Below are 18,461 nucleotides of genomic sequence, written 5' to 3'. Positions count from 1 at the left end.
CGTGCAAGGCTTGCGTCAGTTGTCGCCGGCGGGTTCCACCTTGAGTAGCACACCGTCCTGGCCGACCACGCGGACCTGGGCGCCGACGGGCAGGTCGGGCCCGACCACCAGCCACACCGAATCGCCGGCCTTGATCTTGCCGCGCCCGCCTTCGATGGCCTGGTGCAGGGCGAACTGGCGGCCGACGAATTCCTGGCCCCGGCGGTTCAGCCCCGGCTGGTCGGAGGGCTTGGCGGCGCTGCGCTGGCGACGCCACCAGTAGACGGCGGTGCACACCGAGAGCACGCCGAAGAGGAGGAACTGCACCTCCCACGGGATGCCCGGCACGAGGAAGGTGAGCACGCCCACCGCGGCGGCGGCGAGGCCGATCCACAGCAGGTAGCCGCCGGCGCCGAAGACTTCGAGGATCAGCAGCAGGGTGCCCAGGGCCAGCCAGTCCCAGAAGGACAGGGTCTGCAGGTAGCCGAGCATGGTCAGACCTTCTTGTCGCCGAAGGTGGCTTTGACGATCTCGCCGATGCCGCCCACCGAGCCGATCACCTGGCTGGCCTCCAGCGGCATGAGGATCACCTTGCTGTTGTTGGCGCTGGCCAGGCTGCCCAGGGCCTCGACGTATTTCTGCGCGACGAAGTAGTTCACCGCCTGGACGTTGCCGTTGGCGATGGCCTGGGAGACCACGCGGGTCGCCTCGGCTTCGGCCTGGGCGGCACGCTCGCGGGCCTCGGCTTCGAGGAAGGCGGCGGCGCGCTCGCCCTCGGCACGGAGGATTTCCGCCTGCTTGTGGCCTTCGGCGGTGAGGATGGCGGCGGAGCGGGAGCCTTCGGCCTCGAGGATCTGCGCGCGCTTGAGGCGCTCGGCCTTCATCTGGCTGGCCATGGCTTCCACCAGGTCGGCGGGCGGGCTGATGTCCTTGATCTCGATACGGGTGACCTTGATGCCCCAGGGCGCGGTGGCTTCGTCGACGGTGCGCAGCAGGCGCTCGTTGATGGCATCGCGCTGGCTGAGCATGGCGTCCAGCTCCATGGAGCCGAGCACGGTGCGGATGTTGGTCATCACCAGGTTGCGGATGGCGTGCTCGAGGTTGTTCACCTCATAGGCCGCCTGGGCCGCGTTGATCACCTGGAAGAAGCACACGGCGTCGATCTCGACGATGGCGTTGTCGGCGCTGATGGCTTCCTGCGGGGGGATGTCCAGCACGGCTTCCATGACGTTGAGCTTGCGGCCGATGCGGTCCATCACCGGGACGATGATGTTCAGGCCCGGCTTGAGGGTGTTGGTGTAGCGGCCGAAGCGCTCCACCGTCCACTCGTAGCCCTGCGGCACGACCTTGAAGCCCATGAAGACGATGGCCACGGCGAGCGCGACGAAGAGGAGTACGACTGTGGTGATGCCCATGACTGTTCCCTGTAGGTGAGTGCCGGCAGCGGCCTTTCTCGGTGGCCCGCCCGGATTCTGCGCCGGGCGGCGGTGGTTACTTCTGTTCGCTTTGCGGGGTGACCCGCAGCACTTCCTCGACCGTGGTGAGGCCGGCGGCGACCTTCTGCGCGCCGGACAGGCGCAGGCTGCGCATGCCTTCCTTGAAGGCGTTGCGGCGCAGGCCGACCAGGTCGGTGTCGGCGGTGATGTAGCTCTTCACCGAGTCCGACAGCAGCATGATCTCGTAGACCCCGGCGCGGCCCCGGTAGCCGGTGTCGCGGCATTCCAGGCAGCCCACGGCGCGGTGCGCCCCGGTGGGCAGCGGTGCGCTCCAGGGGCGGGTGAGGTTCTGCCAGTCCTCTTCTTCCAGCTCGATGGGCGCCTTGCAGTGCGGGCACAGGGTGCGCACCAGGCGCTGGGCCATGACCCCGAGCAGGGTGGCGCGCAGCAGGTAGTAGGGCACGCCCAGTTCCAGCAGGCGGGTGATGGCGCTGGGGGCGTCGTTGGTGTGCAGGGTGGAGAGCACCAGGTGGCCGGTGAGCGCCGCCTGGATGGCCATCTCGGCGGTCTCCAGGTCGCGGATCTCGCCGACCATGATGATGTCCGGGTCCTGGCGCATCAGCGCGCGCACGCCGCTGGCGAAGGTCAGGTCGATGTTGTGCTGCACCTGCATCTGGTTGAAGGCGCCCTCGATCATCTCGATGGGGTCTTCGATGGTGCAGACGTTCACCTCGCTGGTGGCCAGCTGCTTGAGCGTGGTGTAGAGCGTGGTGGTCTTGCCCGAGCCGGTGGGGCCGGTGACCAGGATGATGCCGTTGGGCTGGTTGGTCATGCTCTGCCAGCGCTTCAGGTCGTCCTGGGAGAAGCCCAGCTGGTCGAAGCTCTTGAGCAGCACCTCGGGGTCGAAGATCCGCATCACCATCTTCTCGCCGAAGGCGGTGGGCAGTGTCGACAGGCGCAGTTCCACCTCGCCGCCTTCCGGGGTCTTGGTCTTGACCCGGCCGTCCTGGGGCTTGCGCTTCTCCGCCACGTTCATGCGGCCGAGGCTCTTCAGGCGGCTGACGATGGCCATCGTCACCTGGGGCGGGAATTGGTAGACGGTGTGCAGCACGCCGTCGATGCGGAAACGCACGGTGCCCTGTTCGCGGCGCGGCTCGATGTGGATGTCACTGGCGCGCTGCTGGTAGGCGTACTGGAACAGCCAGTCGACGATGTTGACGATATGCGCGTCGTTGGCGTCGGGTTCCTGGTCGTTCGCCCCCAGTTTCAGCAATTGTTCGAAGTTGCCGACGCCGCTGATCTTCTGGTCCACGGCATTGGCACCGCTGACCGACTTGGCCAGGCGGTAGAACTCCACGGTGAAGCGCTGGATGTCCGCCGGGTTGGCGACGATGCGCTTGATCGGGCGCTTGAGCACGTGGGTGAGGTTGCCCTCCCAGCTGTGCACGAAGGGCTGGGCGCTGGCGATGGTGACGCTCTCGCTGTCGGCGGCCACGGCGAGGATCTTGTGGCGCTGGGCGAAGGCGTAGGACATCAGCGGGGTGACCGCGGCGACGTCGATCTTCAGCGGGTCGATGCGCAGGTAGGGCTGGCCGGCGTACTCGGAAAGCCAGACGGTCAGGGCTTCGAGGTCGAGCTTCTTGCCGGGGCGCTTGAGGTCGTCGACCTGCTGGCTGGCGAGGAATTCCAGCGGGTGCTGCTGGTTGTTCACCGCGCTGCGGCGAATCGCCATGCACTGCTCGGCGGTGTCCTGGGCGATCCGGCCCTGGTTCACCAGCTCCCGCAGGAGGTCGTTGAGGTCCAGCCAGCGATCCTGGGCGGCTGAGGCAAAAGCGGACATGCAGGCTCCTTGGTCACGCGATCCCGGTCAGGGAAGAGTAGCCAACGCACTCTTCCGTGGAGGGTGCACAGGATGCCCGAATCGGCGCCTCGGGGCGAAGGGCATTGCGTGATCGGGTGCACCGAACGGCGTGGTCAGGATGCCGCAGGCTGCACATCCACCGAAAACACGCTGACCAGGGAGCGCATTTTCTGCGCGATGACCTCGGCGCGGTGGAGAGTCAGGCCGTCCTGGCGCACCCGCAGCAGCAGCTCGTCGCCCTGGCGGCTGGACTCCAGCCACTGCGGCACCAGTTGCAGCTGGGCGAAGTAGCTGAGCAGGCGGCTGAGGATGTCCGCTTCGGCCTCGGCGAGGATGGTGAAACTCAGGGTGCGCGCCTGGCCGGGCAGGTGCGCCGGGTTCCATACGTCCTCCCGGGGCGCCAGGGCGGTGGGGAAGGGCGGCGGCAGGGTGACACAGGGCGATTCTTCGAGATCGAGCATGGGGGCGGCTCCGGAGGCGACGGCCTATTTTCCGGGCGCCGAGGGGAGAATTTCTGCCTGTTTATTGGTCGTTTCGGCTTATTGAGGAATAGAATTTCCCCGATATCCGAATATTGGGGTTTTTCATGCCTGTCGAACTCGATCCCTACGACCGCCGCATCCTCGAACTGCTGCAGGAGGACGCCGGCATCGCCACCGCCGAGATCGCCGAGCGCATCGGCCTGTCCCAGTCGCCCTGCTGGCGGCGCATCCAGCGGCTCAAGGAGGAAGGCGTGATCCGCCGCCAGGTGACCCTGCTGGACCGCCGCAAGATCGGCCTCAACGCGCAGATCTTCGCCCAGGTGAAGCTCAACGCCCACGGCCGCTCCAACCTCACCGAATTCGCCGAGGCGATGCAGGGCTTCCCCGAGGTGCTGGAATGCCACGTGCTGATGGGCGCGGTGGACTTCATGCTGCGCATCGTCACCAAGGACATCGAGGCCTACGAGCGCTTCTTCTTCGAGAAGCTGTCGCTGGTGCCGGGCATCCAGGAGGTCAACTCCATCGTCGCCCTGTCGGAGATCAAGTCGACCACCAGCTTGCCGGTAGGCGGGTAGTGCTGGGGCCTTCATGGGCACCCTTGTAGGGGCGACTTCAGTCGCCAAGCGGGCCGTAGGTCCGCCCCTCGAGGTCACGATGGGGCCGCTGCTCGGCCCTTGGGCGAATGAATTGGCTCTGTCGGTGTTAGCTGTTGTGGTTTTAATTCAAGCCCTCAAGCACGGCCCTTTCCGGGCGCCCAAGGGTTCGTGCCACCTCCACCGCATGGGTTTCGCTTCGCTCTACACCATCCTACAAAAGCTTGTGCGCACCACGTGGCAATGTCCTGGGCGAAGAAAGTTGGAGCAGCCGCCAACGCCCCTTCAGGAGGCCGAACGCAGTCGTTGCGCCGGGGGACGAGCGGCATGGATGCCGCGAGAGGCGCGCCAGGCCATGGATGGCCCATCGCGCCGGCCCCCAGAGCGGCGATGGAGTGAGGGAACCCGACGCAGTCGGGCCGGATGATGGGGCAAGCCCTTTTGGTTCCTTTTAAGGCGATTGTTAAAAGGGACTCGCCCGGGTGGGCGAAACCAGAAATATCACCAGAGCTCGGCAATCAGCTGGACTCAAATCCTCTAGCAACACTTAACGCAGACAGAGCCAATGAATTCGCCCCTACCGGTCATGGCCCTGGCCTGCATCTGCGTTGGTACGACGGGACCGCTGCGCGATCCAGCGATAGGTATGGGACGGTTCCCTTGGCATGGCGCGGCGAGCGCCGGATTTTCATGCCATGACAGGTACGCGATGGTGACTGGCTTATCAGCCAGGAGCCATGTCATGAACACGCCAGGATCAACGCTGGATACCGCCTTTGGCGATATCGCACTGATGATTGCCAGTGCCCGCCAGCGTGCCTATCAATCGGTCAATGCCGAACTGATCACGCTCTACTGGCGAATCGGGCGCCATATCAGCGAGAAGCTGGAGTCATCGGAATGGGGCGAAGGGGTCGTCGAGCAACTAGCGAAGTACCTGGCGCGCACCCAGCCGGGGCTACGCGGGTTCACCCGGCGCAACCTGTTTCGCATGCGCCAGTTCCACGATGCCTGGCCGGATGAGGCAATAGTGTCAGCGCTGCTGACACAAATACCCTGGACCCACAATCTGCTCGTGCTTGGCCAATGCCATACCCCCGAGGAGCGCGGTTTCTATCTGCGACTGGCTATACGGGAACGCTGGTCAAGCCGGGAGCTGGAACGACAGTGTCGGGCTGGATTGTTCGAACGCTCGCTGAACAGGCCTGCCAGCGCATCGAAAGCCCTGCGGCAACGGCAACCGGATGCCGTAGATGCCTTCAAGGATGCCTATGTCTTCGAGTTCCTGGATTTGTCCCCTGGGCACGGCGAGGCGGAGTTGCATCGTGGCTTGTTGTTCCGCCTGCGGGACTTTCTGATCGAGCTGGGGCGGGACTTCTGCTTCATTGGGTCCGAATACCCGTTGCAGGTCGGTGGCCGTGACTTCTTTCTTGATCTCTTGTTCTTCCATCGAGGCCTCAACTGCCTGGTGGCCATCGAACTCAAGGTGGGGCGTTTCGAGCCGGAATACCTGGGGAAGCTGGATTTCTATCTGGAGGCTCTGGACCGGGATGAACGCAAGCCTCACGAGCAGCCCGCCATCGGTGTGCTGCTGTGTGCCAGCAAGGATGATGAGGTGGTGGAGTACGCCCTCAACCGTTCCCTGTCTCCGGCGCTGGTGGCCGAGTATCGAACTCAGTTGCCGGATCAGGAGCTGCTGCAGCGCAAACTCCAGGAGTTCTATGCGCTCGATTCACGGGACTAACCCATGAAAAAGCCCCGCATCGGCGGGGCTTTTTCTGGGTGGTGCGGATCAGGCGTTGAGGCCGGTGGCCTCGTCGGCGCCGATGTGCACGTTCATGCACTGCACTGCGGCACCGGCAGCGCCCTTGCCGAGGTTGTCCAGGCGCGCGACCAGGTTGAGGCGGTCGGCGGAGCCGAAGACGAAGAGGTCGACGCGGTTGGTGTCGTTGCAGCCCTGGACGTCGAAGAAGCCGCCGTCGAGGTTGCCCTCGTCACCGGCCGGCATCACCCGCACGAACTGCTCGCCGGCGTAGTGCTGGCGGTAGATCTCGGCGATCTCGGCGGCGCCGGCCTTGCGTGCCAAGCGCTCGGTGTAGAGCGGCACGGTCACGGCCAGGCCCTTGAGGAAGGGGCCGACGATGGGGTTGAACACCGGCGCCTGGGCCAGGCGGGCCTGGACGCGCATTTCCGGCAGGTGCTTGTGCTCCAGGCCCAGGGCGTAGGGGCGCGGGCTCATGAGCCTGGCGTCGTTGCCGGCCTCGTACTGGGCGATCATGCCCTTGCCGCCGCCGCTGTAGCCGGTGAGGGAGAAGGCCGAGAGCGGGTAGTCGGCGGGCAGCAGGCCGGCGTCGATCAGCGGGCGCACGGCGAGGATGAAGGCGCTGGCGTGGCAGCCGGGTACGGCGATGCGCTTGCTGGTGCGGATCTTCTCGCGCTGGCCGGCGGCCAGTTCCGGCAGGCCGTAGGCCCAGTTGTCGTCGGTGCGGAAGGCGGTGCTGGCGTCGATGATGCAGGTGTTCGGGTTGGTCACCAGGGACACCGCCTCGCGCGAGGCGACGTCGGGCAGGCAGAGGAAGGCGACGTCGGCGGCATTGAGGAAGCGTGCGCGCTCTTGCGGGTCCTTGCGCTTGTCATCGGCGATGCGCAGCAGCTCGACATCGGCACGGCCGGACAGGTAGTCGAGCAAACGGAGGCCGGTGGTGCCTTCCTGACCATCTACGAACACTTTGAAAACCATGGCGGACTCTCTCGGACAGACGAATGAAGAGCGGGGCGCGCATTGTAACCAGCGCGGCGGCGCCTTGGCCAAGCGCGTCGGCGGATCAGTTCCGCGAGGCGTCGGGCGGCGTGGCGGTGGGGGGCGGTGTCAGGCCCATGGAGACATAGATGCTGGTCAGCGCATCGACCCCCATGTCGGCCGGGCGCAACCAGTCCACCGGTACGTAGAGCAGGCCGCCCCCCACCGGGATGGGCGCGGTGGGCACCAGGATGGCGCAGTAGGGCCGGCCTTCCAGTTCGATGGGCGCGGAGCTGGGCTGCAGGGCGAGCACCGCCGCGCCGTCGCCACCGAAGAAGCACCAGACCGGCTGCATGGTGGTGATGTCGGCGTTCTTTTCCTTGTCGAGCATGCCGACGAAGCGGTCGGCGATGTTGTAGACGTTGCCGATCAGCGGGGTGCGCCGCAGGGTCTGGTCGAACAGCCAGGCCAGCGGCCGGCGCAGGCCCAGCTGCACGGCCAGGCCCAGGGGATAGAGGCTGCCCAGCAGCACCAGGGTGCCGACGAACCAGGCCAGCACCGGGCTGCTGGCGAACGGCTGGCCGAGGGCGGCGAGCAGCTGGCCGATCAGGGTCGAGGGGCCCACCAGGCGATTGAGCAGGCTGACGATCCAGGCCAGCAGCGCCAGGGTCAGCACCAGCGGCAACAGGGCCAGCAGGCCGGTCAGCCAGGTGCCGAGCAGGGATCGGAAGCTTTGCTTGAACATCGGGTGGGTTCCTCGTCGGCACCGCGCGGGCGCGCGGTGCCGGGTCGCATCACTTGAGCAGCTGTTTCCAGCTCTTCAGCGTCAGCACGTGGTGGGCCTGGGTGACACGGGCTTCGAGGGCTTCCTCGTCGATCGGCTGGCTCGCCAGTTCGGCCAGCTTGTTCAGCTCGCCGTAGCAACGGTCGGTCTCGGGGATTTCCAGCAGCACGCTGCGGGCCAGGCGCAGCCAGACCAGCAGGCGCTCGATGCGCGGCAGCTGCTCGGCGAGGTCTTCGGGCTGGCGCTTGTAGCGGTCCAGCTGCAGGTCGCGGGCTTCGTCGCCCAGCAGGCGCGGCAGCCATTTGCCCAGCGCCGCCTTGCCCTGGCGGTTGCCACGGTCGTTGCGGTTGGCGGTCCAGCCGCGGGCCAGCAGCCAGCTGGAGGCGTCGAGGGAGAACAGGCCCCAGCGGGTGCCGGCCAGTTCGTCGGCGAACTGCTGCGGCGCGGCCTTGCGCGCGGCTTCGTCGTCCTGGCCGGCGGTCAGGCGCGGGCGCCAGTCACCGATCAGGGCGTCCAGGGCTTCACGCAGGCCATGGCTGGTGGCGCGCGGTGCGGCCTGGCCGAGGCTGCCGAGCAGGGCGCGCAGGTCGATCAGTTGCTGCAGCCATTCGCCGAGCAGCTTCCAGTGGCCGTTGAAACGGTATTGCTCGGCCAGGCGCTGGCTGCTGCCGAGCAGGTGCCAGGCGATGGCGGCGATGGCGTCGTCCAGGGGCATCTCGGCGTCCAGCACCGGGGCCGGCAGGGCGACGCTGTAGCTGTTGGCGTCGAACAGGCGGTAGCCACGCTCGGCCTTGCTGATGTCGCAGGGCATCAGGGCCAGGTCGGCGGCCAGTTCACGGGCCAGCTCCAGCAGGGCTTCGGGCTCGCCCTGGCGAAGTTCCAGCTCCAGCTCGCAGATTTCTTCCTCGGCCTTGCCGGCGATGACCTTGCCCAGGTCCAGGGCGGCTTCCACCACCACCTTGGCCTTGCCACGGCCCCAGGCGATCTCGGCGCGCTCGCGGACGAAGTCGGTGGTGAAGATCGGCGCCAGGGTCTTCTTGTCCAGCTCGGCGAGGCTGGCGGGCCAGCAGTCGTCACCGAGTTTCTTCGGGTCGAGCTTGGCCTTGGGCAGGTACCAGTCCCACTCGTTGCGCTCGGAGAGGCCGGCCACGCTCTGGCCACGGCTCTTCAGGGTCTGGATGAATTGATCACCGTCGCGGCGCAGGCGCAGGGCGACCTTGGCGCGCGACAAATCCCGCTCGGGGGTGTCGTAGTACTGGTTGAAGAGCTCGCGCTTCTCCCAGCCGCTCTTGTTGCGCTTCTTCAGCAGCGGGTGGTCGCGGAGGGCTTCGAGGGTCTCGCGGCTGGCGCGGAGCTTGATTTCGGTTTCTTTTTGCATGGCCGGAGTTTTATCAGTCGCAGCACGGGATGGCTGCCGAGGCGATGAAGTCTACAGGACGCCGAGGCGCCCTGCCGGGCGGTTTCGCCGCTGGGAGGTTGTCCCTATGATGAGCCCTCTTCCTTGGAGGTAACCGATGCCCATTCCAGACCTGAAGAGCCAGTTCGCCGCACTGATCGCCGCCCCTTCGGTGAGCTGCACCCAGCCTGGCTGGGACCAGTCCAACCAGGCGGTGATCGACCTGCTGGCGGCCTGGCTGGGCGAGCTGGGCTTCCGCTGCGAGGTGCAGCAGGTGGCGCCCGGCAAGGCCAACCTGCTGGCCACCCTGGGCAGCGGCCCCGGCGGCCTGGTGCTGGCGGGGCACAGCGACACCGTGCCCTTCGATGCCGCGCTGTGGAAGACCGACCCGCTGCAGCTCGCCGAGGCCGATGACCGCTGGTACGGCTTGGGCAGCTGCGACATGAAGGGCTTCTTCCCCCTGGTGATCGAGGCGGTGCGCACCCTGCGCGACCAGTCGTTCCGCCGCCCGCTGATCGTCCTGGCCACCTGCGACGAAGAGAGCTCGATGTCCGGTGCCCGCGCCCTGGCCGCCGCCGGGCAGCCCCTGGGCCGCGCCGCGGTGATCGGCGAGCCCACCGGTCTCAAGCCGATCCGTCTGCACAAGGGCGTGATGATGGAGCGCATCGACATCCTCGGGCAGAGCGGCCATTCCTCCGACCCGAGCCTGGGCCGCAGCGCCCTGGAGGCGATGCACGAAAGCATCGCCGCACTGGTGGCCCTGCGCGGCGAGTGGCAGCGCACGTTCAACAACCCGCTGTTCAACGTGCCCCAGCCCACCCTCAACCTCGGCTGCATCCACGGTGGCGACAACCCCAACCGCATCTGCGGCCAGTGCAGCCTGGAGTTCGACCTGCGCCCGCTGCCGGGCATGGAGCCGGAAATGCTCCGCGCGGCCATCCGCCAGCGCTTGGCGCCGCTCGCCGAGCGCCATGGCGTGGCCATCGACTACCAGCCGCTGTTCCCCGCCGTGCCGCCCTTCGAGGAGCCCGCCGGAAGTGATCTGGTGCGCCTGGCCGAACGTCTTACCGGGCATGCCGCAGAAGCGGTGGCCTTCGGCACCGAAGCCCCGTATCTTCAGCAGCTTGGTTGCGAGACCCTGGTGCTCGGCCCCGGCGACATCGCCTGCGCCCACCAACCCGATGAACACCTCGAACTGTCACGCATCGAACCTACCGTGGCGCTGTTGCGCCAGCTCATCCAGCACTACTGCCTGAACCCCGCCGACAAGGCCTGATGTGGAGGGAATCCGTTGATGTTCCTGCGACGACGATAAACGCGACGCCCCCGACTCCGTCTCCGGAGTAGCACCGCTCATTTCGCCAACGTTCACAGGCTCACGGAATCCATGCACGACTACGTCAACTGGCTGCGCCACGCATCGCCCTATATCAACGCCCACCGGGACTGCACCTTCGTGGTGATGCTGCCCGGCGAAGGCGTCGCCCATCCGAATTTCGGCAACATCGTCCACGACCTGGTGCTGCTGCACAGCCTGGGGGTGCGCCTGGTGCTGGTGCACGGCTCGCGCCCGCAGATCGAGGCGCGCCTGGCCGCGCGCGGGCTCACTCCGCACTTCCACCGCGACCTGCGCATCACCGACGGCCCCACCCTGGAGTGCGTGATCGACGCCGTGGGCCAGCTGCGCATCGCCATCGAGGCGCGCCTGTCCATGGACATCGCCGCCTCGCCCATGCAGGGCTCGCGCCTGCGTGTGACCGGCGGCAACTTCGTCACCGCGCGGCCCATTGGCGTGGTCGATGGCGTCGACTACCACCACACCGGTGAAGTGCGCCGCATCGACCGCAAGGGCGTTGGCCGCCAGCTGGACGAGCGCTCCATCGTGCTGCTCTCGCCCCTGGGCTACTCGCCCACCGGGGAGATCTTCAACCTCGCCTGTGAAGACGTCGCCACCCGCGCCGCCATCGACCTGGGCGCGGACAAGCTGGTGCTGTTCGGCAGCGAACGCGGGCTGATCGACGAAGCCGGCAAGCTGGTGCGCGAACTGCGCCCGCAGCAGGTGCCCAGCCACCTCGTGCGCCTGGGCAACAGCTACCAGGCCGAGCTGCTGGACGCCGCCGCCCAGGCCTGCCGCAGCGGGGTCAAGCGCAGCCACATGGTCAGCTACGCCGAAGACGGCTCCCTGCTCACCGAGCTGTTCACCCGCGACGGTGGCGGCACCCTGGTGGACCAGGAGCAGTTCGAGTCCCTGCGCGAAGCCACCATCGAGGATGTCGGCGGGCTGATCGACCTGATCACCCCGCTGGAAGACCAGGGCATCCTGGTGCGCCGTTCCCGCGAGGTACTGGAGCGCGAGATCGGCCAGTTCAGCATCGTCGAGCGCGACGGCCACATCATCGCCTGCGCGGCGCTCTATCCCATCGCCGACTCCGAAGCCGGCGAGCTGGCGTGCCTGGCGGTGAACCCGGAATACCGCCACGGCGGCCGTGGTGACGAGCTGCTGGAACGCATCGAGGACCGCGCTCGCGCCCTGGGCCTGAAGACCCTCTTCGTGCTCACCACCCGCACCGCCCACTGGTTCCGCGAGCGCGGCTTCCAGCCCAGCGGCGTGGAAAGCCTGCCGGCGGCGCGCGCCTCGCTGTACAACTACCAGCGCAACTCGAAGATCTTCGAAAAGGCGCTCTGAGGCTGCTCCTACAGAACTGAGGGCGCGTGCCGTAGGGTGTGCAGCACACCCTACGTCTGGAGTGAGCGACGGCTGCCCGCTCCGAGGCCCCTCTTCCAGTGGACTCGTGAAAGGGCCCGGCACCGGGCCCATCGCGGCTGAAGCCGCTCCCACAGGGGGGAGTCCCGCTCACACCATCAGGGCAATATCGCGAACACCCGCGCCGGGAAGCCGGTGCCCCGGGCGATCTTCGGGAAGCTCACCACCACCAGCGCGCCGGCTTCCGGCACCTGGTCCAGGTTGGCCAGCAGCTCGATCTGGTAGTGATCCTTGCCGAGGATGTAGGACTCCAGCGAATAGTCGTCCTTGCTGGTGGCGATGCCGGGGTCGGTGTCTGTGGTCTCGTGGCCGGAGGCGGTGATCTTGCGCGTCTCGTAGAGGTACACCAGCGCCTCCTTGCTCCAGCCCGGGTAGTGGGCCACGCCCTGGGCGTCGGCGTTCTGGATCTTTTCCTGGCTCGGCCAGCGCTTGGACCAATCGCTGCGCAGGGCCACGAAGGCGCCTTCCGGCACCGGCCCGTGCTTGGCCTCCCAGGCCTTCACGTCGGCCAGGGTCAGCACGTAGTCGGGGTTCTTCGCCGCCTGCTGGTGGATGTCCAGCACCACCAGCGGCAGCAGCTGTTCCTTCACGTCGATCTGGTCGATGCCGCGCAGGCCCTTGTGGAAGTGCACCGGCGGGTCGACATGGGTGCCCCACTGGCCGACGTGGGTGTAGAGGTCCACCTGGAAGCCGTCCTTGTCGACGGTGTAGAGCGTCTTGCGCTGGGCGTTCTCGAAGCCCTTCCAGTGCGGCACCTGCTCGTCGTAGGCGTGGGTCAGGTCGACCCAGGTCTTGGTTTTGAGCGTGGCGTAGGTGTCCCAGAGGCCGGGTTGCGCGGCCTGGGCCAGCAGCGGCAGGGACAGCGAGGCGGTGAGGGCCAGGCGGCCCAGGGTGCGTATCGACATGCGTGACCTTCTCCTTGGTTGGGATCGGGCCGGTATGGGCGCTCTGCCTATACTGGCTGACTCATAACTTAGAAGGGGAAACGCGATGTCGTCTAAGCACTTGATCGAATATGAACATGCCAGTCCGGAAGTACGCGCCGTCTATGACGACATCATGGCCACGCGCAAGGTCGACCAGGTGAACAACTTCTGGAAGGCCCTGGCCCAGCACCCGGACAACCTGCGCCGCACCTGGGAGAGCCTGAAGCAGGTGATGGCCCCCGGCGCGCTGGACCCGCTGACCAAGGAGCTGCTCTACGTGGCCGTCAGCGTCACCAACAACTGCGCCTATTGCATCGGCTCGCACACGGCGGCGGCGCGCAAGGCGGGGATGACCGAGGCGATGTTCGGCGAGCTGCAGGCGGTGATCGGCATGGCCAATGAGACCAACCGGCTGGCGACGGGTTACCGGGTTCCGCTGGACGCGGCTTTTCGCGAGGACTGATTCAGGCGATCCGCGAGGGACGCTGCAGCTCGTACTGGTCGTGGCCATCGTCCCAACCGGCTTCCCAGGCCGCGGCGAGAACTTCGGCGGGGTAGGGCTGCTGGTTGATGGACTGGCCGGTGAGGCCCGCCATGTAGCCTTGCTGATAAGCCTTGTTCAGGCTTTCGAGGCTCCATTGGGTGGCATCGTCGGGATGGGCGTCTGGGGGCGCCATGGGCAAAGCTCGCAGGCTCTGGATTTGTGCTCATGCTAGCTGCCGGTTTTCCGGCGCGGGTGGCCGCCTGTCCCCGTTGGAGCCCCAGCTTGTCGGTTTTGTGACAGGCCGCGCCTTTTTGGGGCGCGTGGGTTCGCGGGTGGTTCTGGCCTCGCTGGGCGCAGGTGCAATCCGTAGGTTGGGCTGAGGTACGAAGCCCAACGCAGCGGGGTCAAACCACGCACCGTTGGGCCTCGCTGCGCTCGGCGCCAACCTACGGTTGATGCGTAGCCCGGGCTTCAGCCCGGGGGCGGCAAGAAGCTCAGTTGCTCAGCAAACCGAGGATGCTGGCCTGGTAGGCGGCGACGAAGGTATCGAAGTCGACATCGGGCTCGGCTTCCAGGCGTGCCTGTTCCTCCAGGGACTGGCGCGCCATGGTTTCCAGGCGTTCCTGGTCGTCCGGGGCCAGGGCCTCGGCGCGGAAGTATTCGGCGTGCTGCCGGCTGTAGCGCAGGGCGAACTCGCTGAAGCTCTCGCCGCGCTCGCGCAGTTCGGCCAGGACCCGGGCCGAGGGCGTGAGGCTGGTGTCCGCGACCTTGAGGCGTTGGGCCTGGAGGGCTTCGGCGTGGGCCTGGCCGCCCTGGGCGCGGTCCAGCAGGTCGGCGGTGCGGGCGATCTGGTCGAGCAGTTCACCAGCCCATTCCTGGAGGCCGATTTCCTGGCCGTTGTGCTGCAGGTGCAGACCGGGGCGGCGGCCTTCCTTGACCACGCGCTGGAAGTTGTCGGTGCAGTCGCGGCATTCGCCGCCGGCCAGGGGCGGGCTGTCCTGCAGGGCGCAGAACAGCAGGAAGGCGTCGAGGAAGCGCGACTCTTCCAGGTCGATGCCCAGGGGCAGGAAGGGGTTGATGTCTAGGCAGCGCACTTCGACGTATTGCACGCCACGGGCCATCAGCGCCTGGATCGGGCGCTCGCCGGTGTAGGTGACGCGCTTCGGGCGGATCGACGAGTAGTACTCGTTCTCGATCTGGATCACGTTGGTGTTCAGCTGCACCCATTCGCCGTCGCGCTTGGTGCCGATCTCGGCATAGGGCGGGTAGGGCGTGGACACCGCCTGGCGCAGGCTCGACAGGTAGCTGTCGAGGTTGTTGTAGCAGGGCGTGAGGCCGGACTGGGCGTTGTTCTGGTAGCCCAGGTCGCTCATGCGCAGGCTGGTGGCCCAGGGCAGGAACAGGGTGTCGGCGTCGAGGCGGTCGAGGTCGTGGGGGCGGCCACGGAGGAAGTTCTGGTCCAGCGCCGGCGCCGCGCCGAACAGGTACATCAGCAACCAGCTGTAGCGGCGGAAGTTGCGGATCATCGCGATGTAGCGCGCCGACTGGAAGTCGCGGTCGCTATGCTCGTCGCCTTCGGCTTCCTTGAGCAGGGGCCACAGGGCTTCGGGCAGGGAGAAGTTGTAGTGGATGCCGGCGATGCACTGCATGGTCTTGCCGTAGCGCACGGCCAGGCCGCGGCGGTAGACGTACTTCAGGCGGCCGATGGGCGAGGTGCCGTAGCGGGCGATCGGGATGATCTCCTCGCTGGGCAGGCGGCCGGGCATCGAGGCGCTCCACAGCAGCTCGCCGTCGAGCTTCTGGTAGGTGAAGCGATGGATCTTCTCCAGGTCCGCCAGGGTGTCGGCCGGGTCGTGCTCGGTGGGGGTGATGAACTCCAGCAGCGACTCGGAATAGTCGGTGGTGATCTGCGGGTTGGTCAGGGCCGAACCGACGGCCACCGGGTGCGGCGTCAGGGCCAACTGGCCGTTGTCTTCGACGCGCAGGCATTCGCGTTCGATACCGTGCAGGCACTGGGTCAGCAGGGACAGGTGGGCACGCTCGCCCAGCAATGCCAGGCGGCGGGAGAGAAGGTCGCTCAATTTGGAATCCTGTGGGTCCCAGGGACAGTCGCCCCAATATGAGGGTGGACTGGTCGGTCTACAAGGGGCGGACATGACTGCGTTGTCGCTTTGTCCAGAATAGAGCCTCGCCGTCCTGGCGCTTACAGCTGGGCGAAGGTGCCTTGCCCTTTAGCGACCAGCTTGTCGCCCTGCAGCACATCGGCTTCGACCACCAGGGTCCGCGAGCCGGCGTGCACTACCCGCGCGCGGCAGAGGATGTCACCCTCGGCCACGGGGCGGATGTAGTTGATCTTGCATTCGATGGTGGCGCTGCGCCGCTCGAAACCATGGACGCTGGTGCAGGCCAGGCCCATGGCGATATCGAGCAGCGAGAAGATGGCTCCGCCGTGCATCACCTGGCCGCGATTGCGCAGGTGCTCGCCCATCGTCAGGCGCGCCTCGGCGACGCCGTCGCCCAGGCTGACTGGTTCGATGCCCAGCAGCTTGCTGTAGGCGCTGGCGGTGTGCAGGTCGGAGATTTCCATCTCAGCTCACTTCTTCTTGATCTGCTTGGCGTTGGCGAACAGCGAGGCCATGGCGTTGTTCGTCGGCGCCGCCTGTTGCTGCTGGCGCGGTGCGCCGCGATCCGCACGCTGGCCGCCCTGGGGACGACCGCCGCCGCGCGGGCCATCGACCTTCTCGCCGGGGGTGTCGCTCATGCGCATGGACAGGCCGACGCGGTTACGCGGGATGTCCACTTCCATGACCTTGACCTTGACGATGTCGCCGGCCTTGACCACTTCGTACGGGTCCTTGACGAACTTCTCCGACAGCGCGGAGATGTGCACCAGGCCGTCCTGGTGGACGCCGATGTCGACGAAGGCGCCGAAGTTGGTGACGTTGGTCACCACGCCTTCCAGCACCATGCCGGGCTTGAGGTCCTTGAGGCTCTCGACGCCTTCCTGGAACTCGGCGGTCTTGAACTCGGGACGCGGGTCGCGGCCGGGCTTGTCCAGTTCCTTGAGGATGTCGGTGACGGTCGGCAGGCCGAAGGTCTCGTCGGTGAACGTGGCCGGGTCGAGGCGCTTGAGGAAGCCCGAGTCGCCGATCAGCGAGCGGATGTCGCGGCCGGTGTCGGCGGCGATACGCTGCACCAGCGGGTAGGTTTCCGGGTGCACCGCGGAGGCGTCCAGCGGGTTGTCGCCGTTCATCACGCGGAGGAAGCCGGCGGCCAGCACGTAGGTCTTCTCGCCCAGGCGGCTGACGTTCTTCAGCTCCTCGCGGGTCTTGAAGGCGCCGTTGGCGTCGCGGTGGGCGACGATGTTCTGCGCCAGGGTCGCGTTGAGGCCGGAGATGCGCGCCAGCAGGGCGGCGGAGGCGGTGTTCACGTCCACGCCCACGGCGTTCACGCAGTCTTCCACCACCGCGTCCAGGCTGCGCGCCAGCTGCAGCTGGGACACGTCGTGCTGGTACTGGCCGACGCCGATGGACTTGGGCTCGATCTTCACCAGCTCGGCCAGGGGGTCCTGCAGGCGGCGAGCGATGGACACGGCGCCCCGCAGGGACACGTCCAGGTCGGGGAATTCCTTGGCGGCCAGTTCCGAGGCCGAGTACACCGAGGCGCCGGCCTCGCTGACCATGATCTTGGTCATCTTCAGGCCCGGCATCTTGCTGATCAGTTCGCCGGCCAGCTTGTCGGTCTCGCGGCTGGCGGTGCCGTTGCCGATGGCGATCAGGTCCACGCCGTGCTTGGCGCAGAGCTTGGCCAGGGTGGCCAGGGTGTCATCCCACTTGTTGTGCGGCACGTGGGGGTAGACGGTGGCGGTTTCCAGCAGCTTGCCGGTGGCGTCGACCACCGCGACCTTGCAGCCGGTGCGCAGGCCCGGGTCCAGGCCCAGGGTGGCGCGCGGGCCGGCCGGGGCGGCCAGCAGCAGGTCGTGCAGGTTGCGGGCAAAGACGTTGATCGCCTCGGTCTCCGCGCCTTCGCGCAGTTCGCCCAGCAGGTCGGTTTCCAGGTGGGTGTAGAGCTTGACCTTCCAGGTCCAGCGCACCACCTCGCCCAGCCATTTGTCAGCGGCGCGGGCCTGGTCCTTCACGCCGAAGCGCTCGCCGATCATCACTTCGCAGGGGTGCATGGTGCCCGGCAGCTCGTCGCCGACCTTCAGGGCGACGCTGAGCACGCCCTCGTTGCGGCCACGGAAGATCGCCAGGGCGCGGTGCGACGGCGCGCCCTTGAGGGCCTCGTCGTGCTCGAAGTAGTCGCTGAACTTGGCGCCTTCCTGTTCCTTGCCGGCCACCAGGCGGGCGGTGAGGGTGGCGTTGTCCTTGAGGAAGCTGCGCAGGCTGGCCAGCAGGGTGGCGTCTTCGGCGAAGCGCTCCATGAGGATGTACTTGGCGCCTTCGAGCACCGCCTTGGTGTCGGCGAAGCCCTTTTCGGCATCGATGAAGCGGGCGGCTTCGGTTTCCGGCGCCAGGGTCGGGTCGGCGAAGAGCGCGTCGGCCAGCTCGCCGAGGCCAGCTTCCAGGGCGATCTGGCCCTTGGTGCGGCGCTTCTGCTTGTACGGCAGGTAAAGGTCTTCGAGGCGGGTCTTGGTGTCGGCCAGCTTGATTTCGCGGGCCAGTTCCGGGGTCAGCTTGCCCTGTTCCTCGATGCTGGAGAGGATCGCGCCACGGCGGTCCTCCAGCTCGCGCAGGTAGCGCAGGCGCTCTTCCAGGTTGCGCAGCTGGGTGTCGTCCAGGCTGCCGGTGACTTCCTTGCGGTAGCGGGCGATGAAGGGAACGGTGGAGCCTTCATCGAGCAGGGCAACGGCAGCGGCGACTTGTTGCGGGCGCACGCCCAGCTCTTCAGCGATTCGGTTGTTGATGCTTTCCATATGAAAAAGACACACCTGATGACCAACGAAAGACCGGCCGGGCCTGGCCTCGGCCGGGAAACAAGCGGCGCATTATAAACACCCCGTTGCGTTGGCCAGGG

At 67.0% G+C, this 18,461-nt stretch carries 17 protein-coding genes; 5 read left to right on the top strand and 12 right to left on the bottom strand.

Annotation, left to right across the window (positions count from 1 at the left end; all coding sequences use genetic code 11):
• Positions 1-15: 15 nt before the first annotated feature.
• The 4 genes from ACXI0U_RS22325 to ACXI0U_RS22310 form a co-directional block, all read right to left on the bottom strand.
• A complete protein-coding gene (locus ACXI0U_RS22325) occupies positions 16-471 on the bottom strand; it encodes an NfeD family protein (RefSeq protein ID WP_263401023.1) in 456 nt (151 codons plus the stop codon).
• A gap of 2 nt (positions 472-473) precedes the next feature.
• On the bottom strand, positions 474-1,394 hold the full coding sequence (locus ACXI0U_RS22320) for an SPFH domain-containing protein (protein ID WP_021222852.1): 921 nt from the start codon (positions 1,392-1,394) through the stop codon (positions 474-476).
• 76 nt (positions 1,395-1,470) lie between these two features.
• A complete protein-coding gene (tfpB, locus tag ACXI0U_RS22315; protein WP_021222853.1) occupies positions 1,471-3,255 on the bottom strand; it encodes a type IV pilus assembly ATPase TfpB in 1,785 nt (594 codons plus the stop codon).
• A gap of 134 nt (positions 3,256-3,389) precedes the next feature.
• Positions 3,390-3,737 (bottom strand): hypothetical protein, encoded by a 348-nt coding sequence (locus ACXI0U_RS22310; protein WP_479550820.1) that lies wholly within the window; start codon positions 3,735-3,737, stop codon positions 3,390-3,392.
• 125 nt (positions 3,738-3,862) lie between these two features.
• Between ACXI0U_RS22310 and ACXI0U_RS22305 the strand changes: the two genes are divergently transcribed.
• Both ACXI0U_RS22305 and ACXI0U_RS22300 read left to right on the top strand, forming a co-directional pair.
• Entirely contained in the window at positions 3,863-4,333 is a 471-nt protein-coding gene (locus tag ACXI0U_RS22305; protein ID WP_111260816.1) for an Lrp/AsnC family transcriptional regulator, read from the top strand.
• Positions 4,334-5,093: 760 nt separating this feature from the next.
• A complete protein-coding gene (locus tag ACXI0U_RS22300; RefSeq protein WP_184489789.1) occupies positions 5,094-6,095 on the top strand; it encodes a PDDEXK nuclease domain-containing protein in 1,002 nt (333 codons plus the stop codon).
• 48 nt (positions 6,096-6,143) lie between these two features.
• Here the strand turns inward: ACXI0U_RS22300 and argC are convergent, their stop codons facing one another.
• From argC to ACXI0U_RS22285, 3 genes are all read right to left on the bottom strand, one after another.
• A complete protein-coding gene (argC, locus tag ACXI0U_RS22295; RefSeq protein ID WP_374979298.1) occupies positions 6,144-7,091 on the bottom strand; it encodes an N-acetyl-gamma-glutamyl-phosphate reductase in 948 nt (315 codons plus the stop codon).
• An 85-nt stretch (positions 7,092-7,176) separates the two neighbouring features.
• Positions 7,177-7,836: a DUF502 domain-containing protein gene (locus tag ACXI0U_RS22290; protein WP_479550819.1), complete on the bottom strand. Its 660-nt coding sequence runs from the start codon at positions 7,834-7,836 to the stop codon at positions 7,177-7,179.
• Positions 7,837-7,885: 49 nt separating this feature from the next.
• Entirely contained in the window at positions 7,886-9,253 is a 1,368-nt protein-coding gene (locus ACXI0U_RS22285) for a CYTH domain-containing protein (protein ID WP_479550818.1), read from the bottom strand.
• Positions 9,254-9,389: 136 nt separating this feature from the next.
• On the opposite strand from ACXI0U_RS22285, the gene argE reads away from it, so the two are divergent.
• Entirely contained in the window at positions 9,390-10,547 is a 1,158-nt protein-coding gene (gene argE, locus ACXI0U_RS22280) for an acetylornithine deacetylase (protein WP_479550817.1), read from the top strand.
• A 111-nt stretch (positions 10,548-10,658) separates the two neighbouring features.
• Positions 10,659-11,957 (top strand): amino-acid N-acetyltransferase, encoded by a 1,299-nt coding sequence (argA, locus tag ACXI0U_RS22275; RefSeq protein ID WP_021218597.1) that lies wholly within the window; start codon positions 10,659-10,661, stop codon positions 11,955-11,957.
• A 176-nt stretch (positions 11,958-12,133) separates the two neighbouring features.
• Here the strand turns inward: argA and ACXI0U_RS22270 are convergent, their stop codons facing one another.
• Positions 12,134-12,940 (bottom strand): cyclase family protein, encoded by an 807-nt coding sequence (locus ACXI0U_RS22270; RefSeq protein ID WP_021218598.1) that lies wholly within the window; start codon positions 12,938-12,940, stop codon positions 12,134-12,136.
• 85 nt (positions 12,941-13,025) lie between these two features.
• Between ACXI0U_RS22270 and ACXI0U_RS22265 the strand changes: the two genes are divergently transcribed.
• Positions 13,026-13,424 (top strand): carboxymuconolactone decarboxylase family protein, encoded by a 399-nt coding sequence (locus tag ACXI0U_RS22265; RefSeq protein WP_479550816.1) that lies wholly within the window; start codon positions 13,026-13,028, stop codon positions 13,422-13,424.
• Position 13,425: 1 nt separating this feature from the next.
• Here ACXI0U_RS22265 and rmf read toward each other — a convergent pair whose 3' ends face one another.
• From rmf to ACXI0U_RS22245, 4 genes are all read right to left on the bottom strand, one after another.
• The gene (rmf, locus tag ACXI0U_RS22260) at positions 13,426-13,638 is read right to left on the bottom strand and encodes a ribosome modulation factor (RefSeq protein WP_479550815.1); all 213 of its coding nucleotides are present in this window, start codon (positions 13,636-13,638) and stop codon (positions 13,426-13,428) included.
• A gap of 301 nt (positions 13,639-13,939) precedes the next feature.
• Positions 13,940-15,526, bottom strand: coding sequence for a glutamate--cysteine ligase (gshA, locus tag ACXI0U_RS22255; protein WP_479550814.1), 1,587 nt, complete (start codon positions 15,524-15,526; stop codon positions 13,940-13,942).
• 122 nt (positions 15,527-15,648) lie between these two features.
• Positions 15,649-16,032: a PaaI family thioesterase gene (locus ACXI0U_RS22250; RefSeq protein WP_021218602.1), complete on the bottom strand. Its 384-nt coding sequence runs from the start codon at positions 16,030-16,032 to the stop codon at positions 15,649-15,651.
• A 6-nt stretch (positions 16,033-16,038) separates the two neighbouring features.
• Positions 16,039-18,360 (bottom strand): Tex family protein, encoded by a 2,322-nt coding sequence (locus ACXI0U_RS22245; protein ID WP_271659342.1) that lies wholly within the window; start codon positions 18,358-18,360, stop codon positions 16,039-16,041.
• Positions 18,361-18,461 lie beyond the last annotated feature (101 nt).

This window comes from Pseudomonas sp. C9D1, from assembly GCF_056491235.1.
The sequence above is the reverse complement of the archived record's forward strand: the minus strand, read 5'-3'. Positions and strand labels throughout refer to the sequence as shown.

Bases quoted from the DNA above. Each gene is read 5' to 3' on its own strand.
- ACXI0U_RS22270 (WP_021218598.1), bottom strand. From the start codon at position 12,940: ATGTCGATACGCACCCTGGGCCGCCTGGCCCTCACCGCCTCGCTGTCC.
- ACXI0U_RS22305 (WP_111260816.1), top strand. From the start codon at position 3,863: ATGCCTGTCGAACTCGATCCCTACGACCGCCGCATCCTCGAACTGCTG.
- ACXI0U_RS22265 (WP_479550816.1), top strand. From the start codon at position 13,026: ATGTCGTCTAAGCACTTGATCGAATATGAACATGCCAGTCCGGAAGTA.
- ACXI0U_RS22325 (WP_263401023.1), bottom strand. From the start codon at position 471: ATGCTCGGCTACCTGCAGACCCTGTCCTTCTGGGACTGGCTGGCCCTG.
- ACXI0U_RS22285 (WP_479550818.1), bottom strand. From the start codon at position 9,253: ATGCAAAAAGAAACCGAAATCAAGCTCCGCGCCAGCCGCGAGACCCTC.
- ACXI0U_RS22300 (WP_184489789.1), top strand. From the start codon at position 5,094: ATGAACACGCCAGGATCAACGCTGGATACCGCCTTTGGCGATATCGCA.
- ACXI0U_RS22245 (WP_271659342.1), bottom strand. From the start codon at position 18,360: ATGGAAAGCATCAACAACCGAATCGCTGAAGAGCTGGGCGTGCGCCCG.
- ACXI0U_RS22290 (WP_479550819.1), bottom strand. From the start codon at position 7,836: ATGTTCAAGCAAAGCTTCCGATCCCTGCTCGGCACCTGGCTGACCGGC.
- argE (WP_479550817.1), top strand. From the start codon at position 9,390: ATGCCCATTCCAGACCTGAAGAGCCAGTTCGCCGCACTGATCGCCGCC.
- argC (WP_374979298.1), bottom strand. From the start codon at position 7,091: ATGGTTTTCAAAGTGTTCGTAGATGGTCAGGAAGGCACCACCGGCCTC.
- argA (WP_021218597.1), top strand. From the start codon at position 10,659: ATGCACGACTACGTCAACTGGCTGCGCCACGCATCGCCCTATATCAAC.
- ACXI0U_RS22310 (WP_479550820.1), bottom strand. From the start codon at position 3,737: ATGCTCGATCTCGAAGAATCGCCCTGTGTCACCCTGCCGCCGCCCTTC.
- rmf (WP_479550815.1), bottom strand. From the start codon at position 13,638: ATGGCGCCCCCAGACGCCCATCCCGACGATGCCACCCAATGGAGCCTC.
- ACXI0U_RS22250 (WP_021218602.1), bottom strand. From the start codon at position 16,032: ATGGAAATCTCCGACCTGCACACCGCCAGCGCCTACAGCAAGCTGCTG.
- tfpB (WP_021222853.1), bottom strand. From the start codon at position 3,255: ATGTCCGCTTTTGCCTCAGCCGCCCAGGATCGCTGGCTGGACCTCAAC.
- ACXI0U_RS22320 (WP_021222852.1), bottom strand. From the start codon at position 1,394: ATGGGCATCACCACAGTCGTACTCCTCTTCGTCGCGCTCGCCGTGGCC.